Here is a 19,163-nt window from a genome sequence, read left to right as displayed (position 1 = left end):
TGCCGCGTCCGGCGGCCCGGGCCACGCGACGGCGGGCGGTCAGCCGCCGATGTAGTCGGCGAGGTGCGCGCCGGTGAGGGTGGAGCGGTCGGCGACGAGGTCGGCGGGGGTGCCTTCGAAGACGATCCGGCCGCCGTCGTGTCCCGCGCCGGGGCCGAGGTCGATGATCCAGTCGGCGTGGGCCATGACCGCCTGGTGGTGCTCGGTGACGATGACCGACTTGCCGGAGTCGACGAGCCGGTCGAGGAGGCCGAGCAGCTGCTCGACGTCGGCGAGGTGGAGGCCGGTGGTCGGCTCGTCGAGAAGGTAGACGCCGCCCTTCTCCGCCATGTGGGTGGCCAGCTTGAGCCGCTGCCGCTCGCCGCCTGACAGGGTGGTGAGCGGCTGGCCGAGGCCGAGGTAGCCGAGGCCGACGTCGGCGAGCCGGTCGAGGATGCGGTGCGCGGCAGGGGTGCGCGCCTCACCGGTCGAAAAGAACTCGGCGGCCTCGGTCACCGGCATCGCGAGCACTTCGCTGATGTCGCGGCCGCCGAGGCGGTGTTCCAGCACGGAGGCGTGGAAGCGTCTGCCCTCGCACTCCTCGCAGGTGGTGGCGACGCCGGCCATCATCGCCAGGTCGGTGTAGAGGACGCCGGTGCCGTTGCAGTGGGGGCAGGCGCCCTCGGAGTTGGAGCTGAACAGCCCCGGCTTCACGCCGTTGGCCTTGGCGAACGCCTTGCGGACCGGGTCGAGCAGCCCCGTGTAGGTGGCGGGGTTGCTGCGCCGGGAGCCGCGGATGGCGCCCTGGTCGATCGCGACGACACCGGCGTCGGCGGCCTGGTCCGTCTTGACCAGCGAGCCGTGCAGCAGCGAGCTCTTTCCGGAGCCCGCGACGCCGGTGACGACGACGAGCACGCCGAGCGGGATGTCGACGTCGACGTCGCGCAGGTTGTGCGTCGCCGCGCCGCGGACCGGCAGCCGCCCGGTGGGCGTCCGTACCTTCTCCTTGAGGGTGGCACGGTCGTCGAGGTGGCGGCCTGTGAGGGTGTCACCGGCTCGAAGCCCCTCGACGGTTCCCTCGAAGCAGACGGTTCCGCCCGCCGCTCCGGCGCCGGGGCCGAGGTCGACGACGTGGTCGGCGATCGCGATGGTCTCCGGCTTGTGCTCGACGACCAGCACCGTGTTGCCCTTGTCGCGCAGCCGCAGCAGCAGGTTGTTCATCCGCTGGATGTCGTGGGGGTGCAGCCCGATGGTGGGTTCGTCGAAGACGTAGGTGACGTCGGTGAGCGAGGAGCCGAGGTGGCGGATCATCTTGACGCGCTGGGCCTCACCGCCCGACAGCGTCCCCGCGGGGCGGTCGAGCGAGAGGTAGCCGAGCCCGATCTCGACGAACGAGTCGAGCGTCCGGCGCAGCGTGGTGAGCAGCGGCGCGACGGAGGGCTCGGCGCGGTCGCGCACCCAGGCCGCCAGGTCGCTGATCTGCATCGCGCAGGCGTCGGCGATGTTTATTCCGTCGATGCGCGACGACCTGGCCGCCTCGCTGAGCCGGGTGCCCTCGCACGCGGGGCAGTCGGTGAAGGTGACCGCGCGGTCCACGAACTCCCGGATGTGCGGCTGCATCGCTTCCCGGTCCTTGGACAGGAACGACTTGCGGACCCGGGGGAGGAGCCCCTCGTAGGTGAGGTTGACCCCCTCGACCTTCACCTTGACCGGCTCCCGGTGGAGGAAGTCGTGCATCTCCTTGTCGGTGAACTCGCGGATCGGCTTGTCGGGGTCGAGGAAGCCCGACTCGGCGTACGTGCGCACCGTCCACCAGCTGTCCGACTTCCATCCCGGGATGGTGAACGCGCCCTCGGAGATCGACTTGGAGTCGTCGAAGAGCTGGGTGAGGTCGATGTCGGAGACGGTCCCGCGGCCTTCGCAGCGGGTGCACATGCCGCCGGTGCGCGAGAAGGTCTGCTTCACCGTCTTCTTGGCGCCGCGCTCGACGGTGATCGCGCCGCTCGCCCGGACCGAGGGGACGTTGAAGGCGAACGCGTTGGGCGATCCGATGTGCGGCTGTCCGAGCCGGCTGAAGAGGATGCGGAGCATCGCGTTGGCGTCGGTGGCGGTGCCGACGGTGGAGCGGGGGTCGGCGCCCATGCGCTGCTGGTCGACGACGATCGCGGTCGTCAGCCCGTCGAGGACGTCGACCTCGGGCCGGGCCGACGTCGGCATGAAGCCCTGGACGAAGGAGCTGTAGGTCTCGTTGATCAGCCGCTGCGACTCGGCGGCGATCGTGTGGAACACCAGTGAGCTCTTGCCGGACCCTGAGACGCCGGTGAACACCGTCAGCCGGCGTTTCGGGATCTCGATGGTGACGTCCCGGAGGTTGTTCTCACGCGCGCCGTGCACCCGGATCATCTCGTGGCTGTCGGCGGCGGCCGGGTGCTGCGCGGAGCCACCCGCACTCGTCCTCGTGCCTGTTGTCGTTCCACGGGTCTCGCTCATGGTGTCTCCATCGGTGGGCCCGGCCGGGAAGCGGCGGTACGGGGACGGGGGCGGCCTCAGCGGGTCTCCTGGATGCGGACCATGTTGCCCGCGGGGTCGCGGAAGGCGCAGTCCCGGATGCCGTACGGCTGCTCGGTCGGCTCCTGGACGACCTCCACGTCGCCCGCCTGCACCTTCTCGAACGTGCCGTCGAGGTCGGGGGTGGCCAGCAGGATCCAGCCGTAGGTGCCCTTGGCCATCATCTCGACGATGGTGCGGCGCTCGTCCTCGGTGATGCCGGGGTCGGCGGCCGGCGGGGCCAGGAGGATGGAGGTACCGGGCTGGCCGACGGGGCCGACGGTGATCCAGCGCATCTTTCCGTCGCCGACGTCGGTGCGGACCTCGAAGCCGAGGACGTCGCGGTAGAAGGCCACGGACGCTTCCGGGTCGTCGTGCGGGAGAACGGTCGTGTGAATGGTGATGTCCATGGCCGCAACGCTAGGCGGGGCCCGTCGGCGGCGCTTCTCGATTCCTGACCGGTCTGGTCACCTGTTTCGCCACGCATGACGGCATCCCGGCCACCGCTTGCGCCGCCTGCTGCCGGTAGACGCTGGGCGGTACGCCGACCAGTTCGGTGAAGCGGGTGCTGAAGGTGCCCAGCGACGAGCAGCCGACCGTGAAGCAGACCTCCGTGACGCTGAGGCCGCCCCGGCGCAGCAGGGCCATGGCGCGCTCGATGCGCCGCGTCATCAGGTAGGCGTACGGGGACTCCCCGTAGGCGGCCTTGAACTGGCGGCTGAGGTGACCTGCGGACATGTTCGCGTCGCGCGCGAGCGCCTCGACGTCCAGGGGCTGCGCGTACTCCCGGTCCATCCGGTCGCGGACGCGGCGCAACCGCGCGAGGTCGCCGAGGCGCTGCGCCGCCGGGGGCGCAGCCCGCGGCCGTGGCGCCGCCGGGGTGGGTCTGCTGCTCACGTACGTGATCGTGCCACGGCGCGCCGCGGTGCGCAGCGCCTCGGAATACGCCCCGAGAGGGAAAGGAAAGATCCGCGTGACCGCCACCAGCGCCCTCACCCCTGAGCAGGCCCACGCCCGCCTGGACGAGCTGACCGTGATCGACGTCCGCACACCGGGCGAGTACGCGGCCGGGCACCTGCCCGGCGCCCACAACGTCCCCCTCGACGACCTGGACGCCGCCCTCGACGCGCTCGCGGCAGCCGCCGCCCGCCGCGACCTGCTCGTGGTCTGCGCCTCGGGGAGCCGTTCGGCGCAGGCCGCCCGGCGCCTGGCCGGGCACGGCGTCGACGCCGCCGGCCTCACCGGGGGTACGGCAGCCTGGAGCCGGCAGGGACACGACCTCCACCGGCCCGCCGACGCCCGCGCCACGTGGGCTATGGAACGGCAGGTCCGCCTCGCCGCCGGGTCCCTCGTGCTGACGGGCCTGCTCGCCGCGCGTCGCCTGCCCCGGGCGCGGTGGATATCGGCGGGCGTCGCCGGCGGGCTGGTCTTCTCCGCCCTGACCGACACCTGCGGCATGGCCCGCATCCTGGCCCGCCTCCCCCACAACCGGCCGCACACCGGCGACCTGCGCGCCACCCTCGCCGCCCTGGCCGGCTGACACCTCGCCCCGCCACCCGTGCCACCCGCCCGGCGGCGTCCCGGTCGCACGGAGGGCCGGGCGCCGCTCTACTGAGGTTCCGAGGTGTCGCCCCACGCTGGAGAAGGAGCCCACTGATGAGCGGCCGGCTGACTCCGGGACCTCCACACTCCACAGCAGACGGCGCGACCGGCAACGCACCCGATAACGCGTCCGACGACGCGGCCGACGACGCCTCCGAGGCGCTCGACCCACGCGGACTGCTCCGGCAGCTGGCGCCGGTGGCGGTGCCCGTCCCGGCGGGGAGCCAGGTGCGGCGGCCAGGCGCAGGCCCCCGGCGGGCGCGCCCGCTATCGCTGGTGGCCGGGCTGCTCGCCAGCCTGGCGCTGTTCGCCGTGGTGACGTACCTGGCGCTGGGCGTGGGGACGGGCTTCGTGGACCGGCCGGTGCTCGGCGAGGTGGTGCGGCACCGCCTCGCGGCGCTGGACGGGCCGATCACGGTCGCGACGCACGCGTCGAAGGTGCCGCTGCTCGCCGCCTCCGTGCTGGTGGCGCTGTGGCTGTCCTGGCGTCGGGGGTCGTGGGTGCCGTTGGCGCTGGTCGGCGCCACGGGGGCGCTGGCCGTCGCGGCGGCGACCGTCGTCAAGGAGGTCACCGACCGGAGCAGGCCCCCCGCGAAGCTGTGGGCCGTCCAGGAGGACGGCTTCTGCTACCCGTCGCGGCACACGGTGATCGCCACGGCCGTCCTGCTGATCCTGGCGTACGTCCTCACGGCCCGGATCGCCTCTCGCCCGGCGCGGGTCGCGCTGTGGACGGGCGCGGGGGCGCTGAGCCTGCTGGCCGGGCTCAGCCGCCTCTACCTGGGCGTGCACTGGCCCACCGACGTGGTGGCGGGCCTGGTACTGGGGGCGGCCGTCCCGCTGGTCGTCGTCACGGTGTACGCGCTGCGCGCCGGGCGCCCCCTTACCCGTCGCCCGTGACGACCGGCGCGCGCACGGGCGCCGGCACGTGATGCGGTTCGCTCCGGGCGCCGGTGTGACCCCCGCGGCACCGGGCATGAGAGATCCTGCCGAGGCAGGATCCGCCGAGGCGGCATGCCCACGCCGTAGGGCGGACACCCGCGACGGCCCACACGACGGAGAAGAGGGGGCACCGATGGAGACGCACCGGCGGCCTTGGCCCGCCCGAGCCCTGATCGGCCGGGTCCTGGGCCCACGTACCGCACCGCAGCGGGGCGCGGGTTCCGGCGGCGGCCCGGTGGCCGCGGGCGCCGAAGGGGTACGGGCCGCCGTCCGCGACAAGCTCAGCACCTGGGACCGCTCCCTCTTCCGCCACGTGGCCGTCACCGACTGGCCGCGCGCGGAGGGCGTGCTGCCCCGGCTGAGCCGCACCGCCGACCACAGCAAACTGTGGACGGGCGCCGCCGCCGCCATCGCGCTGTCGGGTGTCGGCGGGCCCCGTGCCCGGCGCGGGGCGCTGCGCGGGCTGGCGTCGGTGGCGGTGACCTCCGCCGTGGTCAACACCCTCGGCAAGGGCGCCTTCGGGCGCAGCCGCCCCGTGCTGGACGACGTCCCGGTGATACGGCGGCTCAAGCGGCTGCCGACCAGCACCTCCTTCCCGTCGGGACACGCGGCCTCGGCCGCCGCGTTCGCGACCGGGGTGGCGCTGGAGTCGCGCGGGTGGGGCGCGGTGGTCGCCCCCGTGGCGGCCTCGGTGGCGTTCTCCCGCGTCTACACCGGCGTCCACTACCCGAGCGACGTGCTGGTGGGCGCCACGCTGGGCGTGGCCGCCGCCTTCGGGGTTCGCGCCGTCCTGGACGCGCGGCGGCGGGTTCCGCCGGCCCAGGCCCTGGTCGAGGCGCCGACGCTGCCCGAGGGGAGGGGGCTGTCGGTGGTGGCCAACCCGGGTTCGGGTTCCGCCGCCTTCGTCGACGAGGTCGCACAGGCGCTGCCCGCCGCGCGGGTGACCCGCTGGGATCCGGACGCGTGCGCGCTGCCCGAACTGCTGTCGAAGGAGGCGCAGCGCGCCGCCGAAGAGGGCGGCGCACTGGGCGTCTACGGCGGTGACGGCACCGTCAACGCCGCCGCACGCGCCGCGCTCCAGCACGGCGTCCCCCTCGCGGTGCTGCCCGGCGGCACCCACAACCACCTGGCCCTCGACCTGGGCATCGGCACCTGCGCCGACCTGGCGAGCGCCGTGTCCGAGGGGCACGCCATCGCCGTCGACATGGCCCGCTTCGCCCCGCCGCGCGGCGTGGGAGGCCACCGCGGGAACGCGGGGGAGCCCGGCGGCGACGCGGGAGACCCCGGCTACTTCGTGAACACCTTCAGCCTGGGCGCGTACGGCGATCTGGTGGAGGTCCGCGACCACTGGCGGCAGCGGATCGGCCCGTGGGCGGCCGGACTGGTCGCCGCGGTGCACGTGTTGCGGCACTCCCGCCCGTTCGAGGCGCGCGTGAACGGGCGTGCGCGCTCGCTGTGGCTGCTGTTCGTCGGCAACTGCTCGTACCACACCGTCGGCGGCGGCCCCGGCGGCGCGCGGCGCTTCAACCTCGCCGACGGCATGCTCGACATCCACCTGGTCAAGGCGGGGCGCTGGGCCCGCACCCGCCTGGTGGCCTCCGCGCTCACGGGCGTGCTCCACCGCTCCCCGGTGCACGCGGCCGCGCGCGGACGCCGACTGCACCTGGCCGGTGTCCCCGAGGGCACGCTGTGCTCGTACGACGGTGAGACGGCGCCCTCGCCTGCGGCGCTGCTCGTCGACAAGCCCGCCACCCCGCTGACCGTCTACCGGCCCCTGCCGGCCTGGCTGAGCGGCAGACCACTGTCCTGACCCGCACGCCGTCCGCTCCCGCGCGAACCGCTCATGTGTGGCCCGTCAGGCCCGTGCGGGAGGGCTCGTCATCTCGTAGACCGCCGCTGTGACCATCCCGTACGTCAGGTGCGGCACGAGGTCGGCGAGCCAGTCCGCGGCCTGCCAGGTCCGCGGGTCGGACACCTTCAGCGTGGCCATCGGCACGTCGGAGCCCGCCATCGCCGCCACCCCCGCCAGCAGGCCGGCCACCGGCACGGCGGGCCGCCAGGGGAGGGCGCGGGCCGCGCCGTAGAGCGCTCCGACCCCGACGCCCGTGACCATGCCGAGGACGGCCCCCAGGCCCGACTCCCGGTTCTGCCGGGTCTCCCCCTCCCCCGGTACCGGCACGTGGGCCCGGTCGCTGGCCTCTTCCACCAGCTGCTCGGGCGCCGAGCTGCCGCCCCGGCCGCGCAGCACCATGTCCAGGTAGGTGACGGTGTTGAGTGCCGTGGTACCGGCGGCACCCGCCGCGGCCCCGGCCAGAGTGTGACGCATCATGCCCGGCGCGGTTCCCAGCCCCACATCCCGGAAACCTCACCCCGCCACACGCGGAAACCCCCTGAGGCTCTGGAACACGGCCCCCGTCATCAGCGCCGTCCGCGTCGAGCCGAGCGTGCGGGAGGAGCGGTCGGAGACGGCGTCCTCGGTGTCGCCGCCCAGGAGCGCGGCCCTCCCGCACCATCCCCCGGGGACGCGCTTCGCCGTTCCGGTCCTCACAAGGGCTGACCACTTCGTCCCCGGTTCGAGGGAGATCGCACACACTTCGGCCCCGGTGCGCACGGTCGCTTCCCGTGCGCACCGGGGCCGAACCCCTGCTCCGTCGGCCTCAGGCGCCGGACCCCGGGGTGAGCGCACCGATCTTCGGAACGGACGCCTTGCCCGTGGCCGACACGGGGCCGCCGCTCCAGTCGACCTTGAGAGAGGAACGCTGGTCGGGCGGCGTGATCAGGGCCGCGTCCGGGGTGACCGTCGGCACCCCGGTCATCTCCGGATTGCTGAACGACAGCGGCGCCCACGCGCTGCTGCCCGGAGTCAGCTTGATCGTCTCGCCGCTGTCGCCGTTGCGCTCGGGGTCCAGCGACACCTGGTCGCCGTCGCTGTCGACGAAGGCGAAGCCGGGGAATCCGTACACCGTGCAGTTGCTGCCGGAGGTGTTGGTCAGGACGAGCGCGAAGTTCTCCTGCCCCGCCCCCGGATGGTTCGGGCCGATCTTCGCGGACAGGTCCGAGCTGGTGCACTGCCCCGCAGAGTCCGACACCCGGTGCGCGCCGCCCTCGCCGCTCTCGGTCGAGACCACTCCGGACCCCGAACCCCCGCTGATCCCGGACCCTGAGGACCCCCCGGTCCCGCCGCTGCCCCCGTTGCCTGTGCCGCCCTCGCTCTGGACGGCACCGGCCGGAGCCGCCGCACCGGCCTTGTGGGCAGCGCCCGCGTCCCCGCCCTGCCCGCCGCACGCCGTCAGCAGGGCGCCGGCCGCAACGAGCGCGGCCGTGGCCGTCGCGATCCTGGCCGGACGGGCGAGACCACGCCGCCTCCACCCCGGCGCCCCGCCCCCACCGGCGACCGCCCGCTCGTCCTGCCCGGTCACGATGTCCTGGTTCGCTGCCATGGCCGCCGTCAACTCCCTGCTCCGTGCTCCCCGTTCCGGGCTGTACACGAGGTTCGATGGCCGGTCGGGCGAAAAGGTTCACGCAACCCGCATTTCCCCACCCCTGTATTTCTCACGGACCGCTCTCTCCCGCCCGACGGCGGCCCGAGGCCGAAGCCGAAGCCGAAGCTCAACGTCGCCGTGGCTCAAGCCGAAGCTCAACGTCGCCGTGGCTCAACGTTCGAGCGGGGCCTCCCCGATGAGCCCCGCGACGAGTGCGCGGACGTACGCCTCATCCGTACCGGGGATCGAGAAGACGACCCGAAAGTAGAGCGGCGCGACGATGCGGTCCAAAACCCGCTCCAGGGACGGAGGCGGGGGTGCGTCGCCGCGCTCCCGCGCCGTGTCGAGTACGGGACGGAAGCGCTCGCTGACCCCATGCAGGCACTCCCGCAGCCCGTCGTGCCGCTCGTCGACGTCGGGCGCGACCTCAGCGCGGAAGAAGGCGATGCCACCGGGCCGGGAGAGTTCCGCCAGTGTCCAGACCGCCTGGTTCTCCAGGTCGGCGCGCAGGTCTCCGACGAGCGGGGGCGCGCTCGCGTCGCCGCGGTGTCGGGCGACGTCGGCCAGGAGCGCGGCGAGCGTGCCCCAGCGCCGGTAGAGCGTACTGGAGTTGACGCCCGCGCGCTCGGCAACGGCGGGCAGGGTCACCTGGTCGGCGCCGCGCTCGCCGACCAGCGCGACCGCGGCGCCGTGTACGGCGGCGCGGACGCGGGCACTGCGGCCGCCGGGCCGCTTCGTCGATGCGTCAGCGTTCACCCCTCCACCCTAAAGCAAAGAGTTGCGCTTTAACCGACGGCGCGCCTACAGTCGCACTAAAGCAGAGATCACCGCTTTAGCGCTCTCCGTTCTCCGTCCTGTGTGCCGTGAAGGGAATGCCATGTCCATCAACGAAGACCCCCTCGCCCTCGGGCGCACTTCTTCGTCCGACGGCTCCAGCGCTCCGAGACCGAGAGGCGCGACCGGCTCCAGCGCTCCGATGCCGAAAGGCGGAGGGCTTCGTGGCCGCCGTGCAGTCCGTCCTCGCCCGCCATGCCCGTGGCGGCCAACGCCACCAACACGCCACTTTCCCAAGAACACGCGGAATCCGCCCCCGTGAGCGCACATCCACGCACGCGTCGCTCACGCTGCGCGCCCCAAAAACGGCGAAGCGCCCGGACCGATCTCTCGGTCCGGGCGCTTCCTCGCAGGTCAGCGGGCGAAGCCCGCCCCGCTCGCGGTAGGCCGTGTGGGACTCGAACCCACAACCAATGGATTAAAAGTCCTGGTCAGGGCATGCCGACCGGTGCCGGGCACGTCCGCGAGATCCTTCCGTGCCAGGTCAGGAGTGGTGCGGAAGGTGACCGCTGACATGTGGTCCGGACGGCTCGCGGCACGTCCGCTCACGCATCGCTCACGCATCAGGGTGCTCTGAGTGGAGGTTCCGAATTGCCGCAAGGCGAGTCGAAACCCCCTTCTGACCTGCACATTGAGCAGAAAGCACCACCTTCACTCCGGTCGACTCCGCCCGACGTCGCTTCGATCAGCGCTTCTGCCAGAAGGCCCAGCAGGCAGCAGCCACCACCCCCTGAACAGATGCCACACCCATCGACGTCATCGATTCGATGGTGCTCCCCGTGACTCCGAGCGCGGCTGCGTAGCCGCTCGCGTAACCAGTGGCGAGAGCGACGAGCAGCCCTCGGGGTCGCCGGGGACCTTCGCTCCACTCGGGAGTCGGCTGCATACTGGTCATAACTGCCTGCACCTTTCTGAAGGTGAATGGGTGGTTGGCCGTCGCCCTCGGATGTTGCTGTGGAAGGTGCTTCCGAGGGCGGCGGAGCTTCCGCTGCCTACTGGCTCGTGTCCTGCACGTCGCGATCGGCCAGCAGGGCTGCGACTTGATGTTCCACGATGGCGAGGCGTGCCTCCAGCAACGCCTGGTCCGGATGGCGCTGGTCATCGGATGGGCCACCGAACAAGTGGGGGGCGGCGGCTATACCCCTCTGACCGAAATGATGGTATTTAGTCACCAGGGATGCGAGGGCAAAGCTCTTCCCTGTGCCGGTCCCGGTCACGATGAGCTGTTCCTCGTCGTCTCGATCTGGCGCCGAGACGTGACTGCCGGACCAGGGGGATCCGGCACCTGAAGCAGCAGTTGTGGCTTCCCGCAGGTCAGCGAGAAGTTCTTGATCGTCAACGATCTCCTCGGCCTCCTCCCACGTCCGCTCGACCAGTCGATAGGCGACGACAAACGATGAGTTACGGCCGAAGACCTCCTGACCCGAGACTTCGTCTTCGGTGGAGGTCCCGTCGTAATGCGAGGCCCAATCGTTCACGGCTGCCCCGTACCGCTTATGGGCGGCCGACTTGGACAGACCCCCCAGAGCCTCGCCGACCTGCTCCCAAGAGGTGTCGCGCTGGCGCTCGGCGATAACTGCTTGCTCTAGGAGTTCTTCGGCCTTCTCCATGAGGCGCCGGGCTTGCACAACGAGCTGACCAGGGCCGATGGCCTGTAGGGCTTCATGGGCTTGCGCTTCGTTGACGACGAGATGCGCCCGATCGCAGTCCGTGATCCTCATGACGAAGAGAGTGCCGCAACAGCCGACACGGTGTCAACTTTCGCTCCACGCCACGTACTCCACACCGAGACGATGCGTCTCCTCTTCGGGTACCAACAGTCGTGATGCACTCAAAGCGTTGCTGCGGAGGTTGGAATACTTGAGTTGGTGCCAGGGCATTGGCGCAGTGGGGTGCGGGCAGGGGCACATGGGACGGATGTGCCAGGATCTGCCGCACCTCAAGCTCGCTGGATGGGCGAAGAAGCAGCTGGCGGCCAACGCTACGGATCCCGCCGAAGATCGTTTACGAAGCAGTCGATAGCCCACTGCTCCATTGGATCGTGTCGATCGATCCCGCGTCGTTCACATGGTGGAGACTTCGATCGCTTCAAAGATGTCGGAGTCGGTTTCCTTCTGCCAGTCCGGGAGGTCGGGCCAGTCGGCGACGTAGGCGGGCTTGGGGTCGCCGAAGTGCTTGTACATCTGGGCGGTCCAGCAGGTGGCGACGAAGCGGCCCTTCTGTTCGCGGGGGAGGCGCTTGGCGTTGCCGTCGCTGAGGTCGAGGAAGTGGCGCACCTGCTGGTAGACGGCTCCGGCGGCTTCGCGTTCCCAGTCGGGGGTGTCTTCCCAGGGCGTGACGTAGCTGGCTTTGGGTTCGCCCGGGTAGTGCTTGTTGACTCCCGCGATCCAGGTCTCCCGGAACAGGCGGGCGCCCTCGGTGTCCGTCATGCCTACCCCTCTCGTCACGTCGCGTGCAGGCTGCCGATGTCGGCGGCCAGTTCGGCTACGCGGCGGTCGTGGCCGTAGGAGCGCAGATCGTCCCGTAGCGTCTGGAGTCTACGGGCGACGTAGCCCGAGCCCGATTGCCGCGCGAGCTGCAATGCCTCTCGGCCATGGATGACGGCTTGTTCCGCGTCGTGGCGTTTGGCGCCGATCAGCGCGAGGTCGACCAGGACGGAGCCTCGGCGGCGGTAGGAGGTTCCCTTGGCCAGCGCGGCGGAGTCGAGGGCGCTCTTGAGGGCCTTCTCGGCGAGGTCGAGCCGCCCGAGCTGGACGAAGCGTGCTCCTCGTTCTTCGGGGAGGCGGGCGCCGTCGAAGCGGAGCCATCCCCCTTTGTGGACGGGGCCGGGGAGGTCGGTGACCTTCTGGGCCTCGTCGAGGGCGCGCTGGCAGGCGTTCAGGTCGCCGAGGTTCGCGTGTGCCTCGGCCTGGACGGAGGCGACCCAGTAGCGGGTGGACAGGGCGGGGTCACCGCGCGTGGCGATGGTGCGGGCGACGTCCAGGGTCTCGGTGGCTTCCGCGAACTGCCGCTCGGACATGTCCACGTAGGCGTGCCGCACGAGCGCGCAGGCCCACAGGTCGAAGGCGTGCGCGCTGTCGCTGGCGGAGGCGGCCACGGAGTAGGCCGCGGCGGCGTCCGTGTAGCGGTTGCTGTCGAAGGCCAGCTCGCCGGAGAGCTGGAAGAGGTCTCCTGCGGCTTCGCACATCGCACCGGCCCGACGTGATGAGCCGGTTTTCAGGGCGTCGGCGAGCGCGTCGAGCTGGTCCTGGACGACGCCGTGGACGGAGCGCTTGGAGCGGGCCAGTTGGTAGACCTGCCAGAGGTGTTCGTTCATGCGGCGGTAGTCGTCGGCCGAGCCGCGCTCGGCGGCTTCCGCTATGTCGTCGGCTGCCTCGGGTCCCAGGGCGGTCAGGGCTCCGGTCACCGTGAGCAGGCGCAGAAACTTGCGTCGGATCATTTCGTCGGATTCACCTGGGCCGTGAACGGGACGGGGTAGGGGCTGTGCCGGCTGCGCGTAGTGGGCTGCTGGTGGTGGGTCCAGCATGCGGCCGAGTTCGGTGATGTCCAGGCGCAGGAGTTCGGCCATCTTTGGCCGGTGGACGCATTCGGGCGTGGTCTCACCGCGTTCCCAACGGCCGACCGTTGTGCGGTCGACGCCGAGCGCATGGGCGAATTTCTCCTGACAGTAGCCCATGGCTTTTCGCCGCTCGGACAACCGCATGGTGCTCTCCCTCCCCGCCTGACTGGGGCCATACCCGCTGCGGCGCCCCATGCATCAGAGGTGCATCAAGGCTGCCGCATGGATGCCGTGGTCCGCAGCGATCTCGGGCGGTTGGCTGGAGTCCTGAAAGTCGGACCGGCTCCCGCGACCGCCCCCTGCGTGAGGGGAGGCCGCTCTGGTCGAGCGACCGATCCCCGGAGGGAAAACCCGTGACCATGACCGCGGCAAGAGCGACGTCGATCGGCGAACCCGGATACAGCCAGGCGTTCTCGTGCGTGCCCGAGTCCTCACGTCACGCCCGCGACCTTGTGTCCACCGCGTTGCGCGTCTGGGGCCTTGAAGCGCTGCTGGACGACGCTTCGCTGGTCACGTCGGAACTGGTCGCGAACGCGGTGCAGCACAGTGCGGGGCGCTGTCTGGTCTTCAGCATCGAGCGGTCCGCGCAGTTCCGCGTACGCGTCCGCGTCACGGATCAATCCCGCGTCCGGCCTGTGCTGCGGTGCCCGAGTGAGGAGGAGACGAAGGGCAGAGGGCTGCTCCTGCTCTCCGCCCTCGCAGCCGACTGGGGCACCGACGTGCACACGAGCGGCAAGACCGTGTGGGCGGACATCGCGTACGGAGCGGCGACGTGACGGCCCGACACCGTCGGCCCCGCCGGTTCGTCCTCGTGACCCGGCAGGCACCTGCGGCACGTGCACCCGAAGCCCCGCTGGCTGAACGGCGGAACCCGGGAGAAGCATGCGACCGCGTACTTCCGGACTTCGGTGAGTCCGCGGTCGAGACCACCGACGACGCGACCCTTCGCCGCTTTCTGGAGGCGATGCGCCGGTGGCAGGCCCAAGAGCAGGACGAGGTCCTCGCCGTGACTCCCGAAGCTGTCCGCCGCACGGTCGAGTACGTGCTCAGCAGGCATTTCGACGGTGCGGACGAGGCTTGCCTGGGCCCGACCACCGACGCCCTGCGTGCCTACCTGAACGCCCTAGCGGAGGCCGCCGCAGTCGAACTGGACACCGGTCGGGCCGTGGTGACGCAGATGGTGGCCCGTGCCAGAGCTGCCGCGCGCGACGACGGCGAGTCGTCCCTTACGACAGCGCGCCAGACGGCCCGAACGGCACGGGACCTGCTCTCACTCCTGGAGCGAGAAGGCTGGCGAGGCTCAGAGGTGAAGACCTCATGACTCCCTCCGCAGCCTTCTTCTCTCTGGGCCAGGGACGGGTGCCCCGGTATGCGAAGCATCCGGTCACTGGTCGGTCTGTCCGCGTGCCATACGTCGCAATGTGGGACAGCGAGAAGGCGGTCGTCGAGGCGATGCTCGCCGTCGAGATCACGCCCGTTCTCAGGTTGACCTACCGGGGGCGAGAACTCCCGTCGGATCGGGATGGGTTCGGGGTGTTGTGGGCCCGGTGCTCGTACTCGCCGGGCGTCGGGCGGCCGGAGTTCGCGTGCATGCATCCGGGGCGGCAGTACGAGTGCATGTACGCGATGAGGTGCCAGGTCTGCGGCGGGCCGGCGGACCGCAACAAGGACGGGTGGCTCTTCTTCGACTGGCGCAACGAACTGGACCCACCCTCATGGCCGGAGGGCGCGCTGAGCGCGATGCCGCCCCTGTGCGCCAAGGACGCGCGGCTTTCGCTGGCCGTATGCCCCAAGAGCGGCGCCTTCACGGCCCTGCGGGCGAGGGCGCCCCGGCTATGGGGAGTAGGCGGGGTCAGCTACCGCCTCACCACCGACGGCTGGCGCCTCAACCACGGCGACACCGACATCTGGCTGCCCAAAGGTGACCCGGGCCTGCACTCGATGCTCGCCTCCAAACTGATCCGCGAACTGCGCAAGGTCACCCCCGTCGACCCGCACGATCTGCGCATCGCGCTGTGAGGCACGAGATCTTGGCTGCCTTCCGGAAGCTTCGGCGCACTCTCGCCCGCTGCCGAAGACCGAGACCGCGGCCGAGCATGCCGCGCCCGTTCGCCGTCCCGGTGGAGGACCGGTTGAACGCGCGGCTGCTCGACCCCGACCGGCTGCGAGACTCCGCTGTCCGATCCCGCACGAGAGGAAGTTGGCACCCCATGCACGTCGTCGAGTACGAGGCCAAGGCCCTGGAGATCGACCCGGAGGCGATGGCCGCACGCATCAAGTCCGCGGGCGGCACCTTCCACGGTGAGCGGCTGATGCGCCGCTACGTCTACGACCCCATTCCCCCGATGCAAGGGCGTTGGGTGCGGATGCGGGACGCGGGCGGCGCGGTGACGCTGTGCGTCAAGACGATCAGCTCGGACGCGATCGACGGCACCCAGGAGACCGAGACCACTGTCGGCTCCTTCGAGGACACCCACACTCTCCTGGGCCTCATGGGGCTCACGCACCGCTCCTACCAGGAGAACCGGCGCAGCTCCTGGCTCCTGGACGGCGTACGGCTGGAGATCGACACCTGGCCCCGCATCCCCCCGTACCTGGAGATCGAGGGCGACGACGAGGAACAGGTCTGGCAGACCGCCGAACGCCTCGGCATCCCCAAGGACGAGCTGACCAGCGAGAACACCCAGAAGATCTACGCCCGCCACGGCATCGACCTCGACACCATCACCGACCTGCGCTTCTGACCCCACCCCCACACCCCGCCGACCGGGACACCCCTCTGCCCCGGTCGGGCACGGAAGGCGGAACGATGCACGACCCACACGCCGACGACGTCCCCGTCACGGTCGTTCCCGACCGCACCCTCCGCGTAAAGATCATCGACGCGTGCGGGCTGGCCTGCACCTTCTGCCACAACGAAGGCACCCCGTCGCCACCGACAACACCGACCGCCCACCCGACGCCTACACCGGCACCCCCGGCCGCTCCGGCCGCGTCTCGATCTACCTGGCCACCAACGGCGCCGACTTCCTGCCCCAGCGCATCCCAGCAGACTCGGACTTCGCGCTCGCTCTGGCCGCTGTCCGCGGCAGCCTCCCGATCAACGAGGTCCACTTCACCGGCGGCGAACCCACCCTCCACCCCGACCTGCCCGGCCTCATCCGCATCGCCCGCCGCCTCGACCTGACCGTCGGCCTCACCTCCAACGGCGAGAACGGCCAGGCCGTACTCCCCGCGTGCGCGGAGGCCGGGCTGGACCGCATCAACCTGTCCGTCTTCGGCACCACCCCCGACGAACTCGCCGCCGTCCAAGCCCCCCGCCTCGCCTCACCCCGCCTGGCCGCCCGGAAACTCGACGCCCTCGCGCACACCATCGAGACCGCCACCCGGTACGGGGTGAAGGTCTCGGCCAACATCGTCATCCCCGACCACCACCACGTCGAACGCGTCCTGCGCATCATCGAGCAACACGGCCGCGACGTGATCGTGCGGATGCTGGTGAACCTGGAGGACGACGGCGCCTCCCTCGCCGCCATGCGCGAGGTCATCGACCACCTGGGCGCCGCCCCCGACCTCCGCGTCCTCACTGCCGGGGCCTCCGACCAGCGCACCCGTTACCGCCTCCCGGACGGCCGCACCCTCTACGCCAAGAGCATCCGCCCCGTCCGCCTCCCCGACACCTGCACCGGCTGCCGCTTCAACAACGACCGCGACTGCCAAGAGGGCTACTACGGCGTCCGCATGTACCGCGCCAAAAACGGCCCCTTCATGATCGGCGTCTGCATCCAACGCATGGACCTCTGCCTCCCCCTCGGCGAATTCGTCATGAGCCAGCGCTGCACCGAAGTCCGCAACTTCCGCGACGACGAAGCCGCCCGCCTCATCGCCCTCCACCAAACCCCCGAGTGGGAGCCAATCCGAACCTGAACGCCCCGCTCCCGGCCCCAGCGGCGGGCCAGCCGTGCTTCGGCCACGGATCTGGCACGCGATGAGTGAGCATCTGAACAGCAGAGGCCCCCAGGTCATCCGACCGGGGGGCGACATGGAGCGGGCGACGGGAATCGAACCGCGCTCTGAGCTTGGGAATCACTGATCGTTTGACGGCGACTGCGGGGCCGAGCTGGGCGGATGAGCGGTTCGCTGGCCAGAGATGGACGGCCGTGCTGACCGGTATTAACCGCTGATCACCGGCCGTTCTGGTGTGCATCTGGTGCGGTGTGGTGCGGCGCTGGCTACGTATCATGCGGGGCATGGAGTCGCCTGGTGACGAGTACATGCCTTGGGACCACTCAGAGACTGATGCGGTCAATTTGCTTGATCACTCGACCGTGCATGGCCCTGCGGTGCAGGCGAGGGACATCGAGCAACTGACGATCGCAGCCAACTCTCTCCACTCGGATCGGTACCAGGCATATGCAGCGTTCTGCACCGTGTGGGAAGACCTTCAAGTGCAAATCCTGCAGGTGGCAACATCACTTTGGATAGTGAGCAGTCTCGATCAATACAAGACCATGGTGTATCGCTCCGAGACGCTGTATAGCGATCTTGAACGGCGTCATCGACGCATCTCACTTCTGGATGGTGAGGATGCCCCTTCACGCCCGGTGCTGGAGGCTGCTAAGCGTGCTGTGCGGGCCGTCGGCCCCTATATGTACGCGTGGAGCAGGGGGAACGACGAGGCAATTTCAGACGCAGAGGCCAGTAATTACGAGTCGTTGATGAACCTTAACGAAGCGGAGGCTGCGTTCGAGCGTTTTGTGTCGAGTGCGAGCAAAAGGCTTCGCGGTGGAGGGGAAATAGTCTAGATCTCCGCGACGATTTTGGGCCGGAGCTGCTTTGGCACTGGAGATCAGGATAGGTGATCACTATTGACCAGGGATCACCGGGCGATCTGGTGCAGGGCTGGCCGGAGGGTGCACGTCCTGTCTGCAAACTGGAGATGGGTGGGGCGGTGAGGGCCATACCGGCAGCTGCGGGGCGTGGGAGGGGCAGCGCCAGGTGCCAACGGTCGCCGGGGTTGCTGTACTTCCCTGCTGTACCGCAACGGCCCCGCATGGACCTCAGCCACAGAAAGTCCGACGACGGCGGGAGCGCCGAACGACCAGGCGCGCGTGTGGCTCGTGGTACCGGCTTCCGGGCTCAGCCGCGCCACCGTGCCGACAGGCTGAACCGCTTGCCCGGAGCGTGCGAGCGAGGACGGCACCGGCAGATTGGGTGGAACCAGGCAGAAGTCCGATTTTTAACCTATACTCACCTAAACAGCCTAATCACGACTGACAGGAGGATGCTATGCCGGTCCCCGCATTGCCCGACTTCCTCTACCTGAATGAGAATTCATTGCACAACTATCTCTCCAGGATAGAGGGTGGAATTTCAGATGAGTCCACAGTGCGCAGAACAAGCACTGGCGGAAAAAAGGGCGGAGTTAACCTCGGAGCATCTGCTGCGGGCGCCAATTTTTCCGGAGAAAAGGGAACCAGTGAAGAGCACGAGAAAGTAGTACGCGAGACATCTGCCCAGCGCTTCACTCGCCTTATTGAACATCTCGAAAGTGACCCGGAGAGATGGGATTACGAAGACGTTCTGGACCTCAGCGAATCCTTTCCCAGACTCACCATTCGTCAGCTCATCAGCGTATCGGCAGAAATCGAAATCCCCCCAACGGTGCAAATGTTGAGCCAGCCCGAACAGCTAGGGCAAATGTTTGACATGATGGGTGCACTGAGATCGATGGCACCCGCCCTAGGAGAGTCAGCGGATGACCTTCCGAGCGATGAGGAGATTGAGGCCACCCGAACAATGACCCGAGCTTTTCAGTCTGATGTAGTGATCATTGGGGATCAGGGTGAAGATTCTCCGCAAATTGCTGGAAAACTCAAGAAGGATTTCATTCACGACGCATTGGAAGACGAGGTATGCGTCGTAGGTAAGATCGTTAAGAGGTGGGAGGAAGGGCAAAGCCATTCCCTGCTTGCACTTCCTGGCGCGTCGCTGATGAATAGGCGGCAGCGCAGAGAGGCAGTCTCCAGCGACCTGGAGAGTGACGACGCGACGCTGCACGGACCAGCTCTTACGCTGGACATCCTGGCGATCTACAGGTAAATAGAAGCGGAGAATTCTAGCGCAAGGTGTTACCTGACCACTTTGGTGCGACAGGGGAGTCTCCATACAATGGATCTGGCTGACTTTTCCATAGTTCCCGGAATGGGTTCCCTCATCGA

Annotated in this window: 18 protein-coding genes and 1 pseudogene; 10 read left to right on the top strand and 9 right to left on the bottom strand. The window is 69.7% G+C overall.

Annotation, left to right across the window (positions count from 1 at the left end):
- Positions 1–39: 39 nt before the first annotated feature.
- The 3 genes from DQ392_RS03430 to DQ392_RS03420 are packed head-to-tail and all read right to left on the bottom strand — an operon-like array spanning position 40 to position 3,321.
- Entirely contained in the window at positions 40–2,469 is a 2,430-nt protein-coding gene (locus tag DQ392_RS03430; protein WP_114013956.1) for an ATP-binding cassette domain-containing protein, read from the bottom strand.
- Between the two features lie 56 nt (positions 2,470–2,525).
- The gene (locus DQ392_RS03425; RefSeq protein ID WP_114013955.1) at positions 2,526–2,936 is read right to left on the bottom strand and encodes a VOC family protein; all 411 of its coding nucleotides are present in this window, start codon (positions 2,934–2,936) and stop codon (positions 2,526–2,528) included.
- A 10-nt stretch (positions 2,937–2,946) separates the two neighbouring features.
- Positions 2,947–3,321 carry a helix-turn-helix transcriptional regulator gene (locus DQ392_RS03420; protein WP_220182588.1) on the bottom strand — a complete coding sequence of 125 codons (375 nt, stop codon included), beginning with the start codon at positions 3,319–3,321 and terminating at the stop codon, positions 2,947–2,949.
- Positions 3,322–3,499: 178 nt separating this feature from the next.
- Here DQ392_RS03420 and DQ392_RS03415 point away from each other — a divergent pair, with 178 nt between their 5' ends.
- The 3 genes from DQ392_RS03415 (at position 3,500) to DQ392_RS03405 (ending at position 6,877) form a co-directional block, all read left to right on the top strand.
- Positions 3,500–4,066: a rhodanese-like domain-containing protein gene (locus DQ392_RS03415; protein WP_114013954.1), complete on the top strand. Its 567-nt coding sequence runs from the start codon at positions 3,500–3,502 to the stop codon at positions 4,064–4,066.
- Between the two features lie 116 nt (positions 4,067–4,182).
- On the top strand, positions 4,183–5,025 hold the full coding sequence (locus DQ392_RS03410; protein ID WP_114013953.1) for a phosphatase PAP2 family protein: 843 nt from the start codon (positions 4,183–4,185) through the stop codon (positions 5,023–5,025).
- Positions 5,026–5,200: 175 nt separating this feature from the next.
- Positions 5,201–6,877 carry a bifunctional phosphatase PAP2/diacylglycerol kinase family protein gene (locus tag DQ392_RS03405; RefSeq protein ID WP_114013952.1) on the top strand — a complete coding sequence of 559 codons (1,677 nt, stop codon included), beginning with the start codon at positions 5,201–5,203 and terminating at the stop codon, positions 6,875–6,877.
- 45 nt (positions 6,878–6,922) lie between these two features.
- On the opposite strand, the gene DQ392_RS03400 is transcribed toward DQ392_RS03405, so the two are convergent.
- The 6 genes from DQ392_RS03400 to DQ392_RS03370 form a co-directional block, all read right to left on the bottom strand.
- On the bottom strand, positions 6,923–7,396 hold the full coding sequence (locus DQ392_RS03400; protein WP_114013998.1) for a hypothetical protein: 474 nt from the start codon (positions 7,394–7,396) through the stop codon (positions 6,923–6,925).
- A gap of 328 nt (positions 7,397–7,724) precedes the next feature.
- On the bottom strand, positions 7,725–8,507 hold the full coding sequence (locus DQ392_RS03390; protein WP_114013950.1) for a DUF4232 domain-containing protein: 783 nt from the start codon (positions 8,505–8,507) through the stop codon (positions 7,725–7,727).
- Positions 8,508–8,720: 213 nt separating this feature from the next.
- Positions 8,721–9,305, bottom strand: a complete 585-nt coding sequence (locus tag DQ392_RS03385; RefSeq protein ID WP_114013949.1) for a TetR/AcrR family transcriptional regulator — start codon at positions 9,303–9,305, stop codon at positions 8,721–8,723.
- Positions 9,306–10,375: 1,070 nt separating this feature from the next.
- Positions 10,376–11,104, bottom strand: coding sequence for a hypothetical protein (locus DQ392_RS03380; RefSeq protein WP_114013948.1), 729 nt, complete (start codon positions 11,102–11,104; stop codon positions 10,376–10,378).
- Between the two features lie 342 nt (positions 11,105–11,446).
- The gene (locus DQ392_RS03375) at positions 11,447–11,812 is read right to left on the bottom strand and encodes a hypothetical protein (protein ID WP_114013947.1); all 366 of its coding nucleotides are present in this window, start codon (positions 11,810–11,812) and stop codon (positions 11,447–11,449) included.
- A 14-nt stretch (positions 11,813–11,826) separates the two neighbouring features.
- Positions 11,827–13,086 carry an NsdA family TPR-like regulatory protein gene (locus DQ392_RS03370; protein WP_114013946.1) on the bottom strand — a complete coding sequence of 420 codons (1,260 nt, stop codon included), beginning with the start codon at positions 13,084–13,086 and terminating at the stop codon, positions 11,827–11,829.
- A 215-nt stretch (positions 13,087–13,301) separates the two neighbouring features.
- On the opposite strand from DQ392_RS03370, the gene DQ392_RS03365 reads away from it, so the two are divergent.
- From DQ392_RS03365 to DQ392_RS33965, 7 genes and pseudogenes are all read left to right on the top strand, one after another.
- A complete protein-coding gene (locus tag DQ392_RS03365) occupies positions 13,302–13,718 on the top strand; it encodes an ATP-binding protein (RefSeq protein WP_245981138.1) in 417 nt (138 codons plus the stop codon).
- Positions 13,715–14,263 (top strand): hypothetical protein, encoded by a 549-nt coding sequence (locus tag DQ392_RS03360; protein ID WP_147266481.1) that lies wholly within the window; start codon positions 13,715–13,717, stop codon positions 14,261–14,263. The genes DQ392_RS03365 and DQ392_RS03360 overlap by 4 nt, the downstream gene beginning before the upstream one ends.
- Before the next feature lie 83 nt (positions 14,264–14,346).
- A complete protein-coding gene (locus tag DQ392_RS03355; protein ID WP_147266480.1) occupies positions 14,347–14,961 on the top strand; it encodes a hypothetical protein in 615 nt (204 codons plus the stop codon).
- A gap of 191 nt (positions 14,962–15,152) precedes the next feature.
- Positions 15,153–15,686 carry a class IV adenylate cyclase gene (locus tag DQ392_RS03350; RefSeq protein ID WP_114013942.1) on the top strand — a complete coding sequence of 178 codons (534 nt, stop codon included), beginning with the start codon at positions 15,153–15,155 and terminating at the stop codon, positions 15,684–15,686.
- A gap of 65 nt (positions 15,687–15,751) precedes the next feature.
- Positions 15,752–16,869 (top strand): annotated as a pseudogene (locus DQ392_RS03345) (radical SAM protein).
- 323 nt (positions 16,870–17,192) lie between these two features.
- A complete protein-coding gene (locus DQ392_RS33970) occupies positions 17,193–17,747 on the top strand; it encodes a hypothetical protein (RefSeq protein WP_147266479.1) in 555 nt (184 codons plus the stop codon).
- 484 nt (positions 17,748–18,231) lie between these two features.
- Complete coding sequence (locus DQ392_RS33965; RefSeq protein ID WP_147266478.1) at positions 18,232–19,044, top strand: DUF6414 family protein; 813 nt, start codon at positions 18,232–18,234, stop codon at positions 19,042–19,044.
- Positions 19,045–19,163: the final 119 nt, after the last annotated feature.

Source organism: Streptomyces reniochalinae, assembly GCF_003323735.1.
GTDB classification, from domain to species: domain Bacteria; phylum Actinomycetota; class Actinomycetes; order Streptomycetales; family Streptomycetaceae; genus Streptomyces; species Streptomyces reniochalinae.
The sequence above is the reverse complement of the archived record's forward strand: the minus strand, read 5'-3'. Positions and strand labels throughout refer to the sequence as shown.